2 protein-coding genes are annotated in these 1,252 nt (G+C 44.6%); both read left to right on the plus strand.

Annotation, left to right across the window (positions count from 1 at the left end; all coding sequences use genetic code 11):
• Nucleotides 1-755: 23S rRNA (uracil(1939)-C(5))-methyltransferase RlmD (rlmD, locus tag A3729_RS08200; RefSeq protein ID WP_068633608.1), on the plus strand; the 755-nt coding region annotated here is incomplete at its 5' end.
• A gap of 26 nt (nt 756-781) precedes the next feature.
• On the plus strand, nt 782-1,252 hold a 471-nt coding region (locus A3729_RS08205; RefSeq protein ID WP_156497793.1), incomplete at its 3' end, for an HD domain-containing protein.

The raw sequence follows: 1,252 nt of genomic DNA on the forward strand, positions 1-1,252 counted from the left end.
TGAGTCGTGAGGGAATAGGCGTGTTGATTCGGCATGTGAAGCCTCTTGAGCAGAGTGACTTGGAAATGCTTAGAAACCTTGCGAAGGAGCAGAAGTGGACGGTGTTTCTGCAAGCAGGGGACATTTCCAGTATTCAGCAGTTGTGGCCGGAAAATGAGTGCCGAGAAGAAGGCCAAGCTAACTTGTCCTATAATTTGCGGGTATTGAAGCAAAATTTAGCCTTACAATTCCACCCAAAAGATTTTACGCAAATCAACCTTGGTGTGAATCAGAAGATGGTTCTACTCGCGCTGCAGCTACTTGAACTTAAATCTGATGAGCGTGCTCTGGATCTGTTTTCAGGACTGGGTAATTTTACTTTGGCAATGGCAAAGTGCGCTAAGGAAGTTGTTGGGGTTGAAGGCAGTCAGGATATGGTGGAAAGAGGCTTGTTTAATGCACAAGCTAATGATATCGAAAATGTCACTTTTTATGAAAGTAACCTATACAGTGACTTCTCGGCTCAAGCTTGGACGAAGGGAGTTTATGATAAGATTTTGATCGACCCGCCTAGAGCAGGTGCTTTGGATATCGTGAGCAATATTAGGCAGTTTGGGGCAAAACGAATAGTTTATATATCATGCAACCCGGCTACATTAGCGCGTGACGCGGGGATCTTGGTGCAGCAAGGGTATCGTCTGATGCAGGCAGGGGTTTTGGATATGTTTCCCCATACTGAGCATTTAGAGTCGATAGCTGTTTTCGATAGTAAGTAGGCTAAGAATAATAAACAGGTAGTTTTATGGTTAAGGTTCGCGAAGATTACATTGAGGATTTCGATGGCGAAGCCGCCATTGATCAATGGCTTGATAAAATCAGTTCAATTACCGAGTTGGGTAATATCGAGACAGTACGCCAGGCCTGTGAAACTAGCCTTGAAATCGAGCAGAAATCGGTCCAGGAAGATCGAGTCTGGGCAAAAGAGCACAATAGTTTTGTAATTGGTTTGGAGATGGCTCAGATTCTGATCGAGTTGGAATTGGATCAGACAGCTATCATTGCAGCAATACTTTATCGAGCTGTCCGCGAAGGTAAATTGCCGCTGGAGCAAGTATCGAAAAAATTTGGCGGAGAAACTGCCAAGTTGATCGAAGGTGTTGCGCGAATGGCAGCGATCTCTGCAACACATCGTCCATTTAAAGGTATGGTTTTAGGTCAGACTCAAGGGCAGATTGATAACGTCCGGAAAATGCTTGTGACCATGATTGATGAT

It is taken from the genome of Oleiphilus sp. HI0043 (assembly GCF_001634935.1).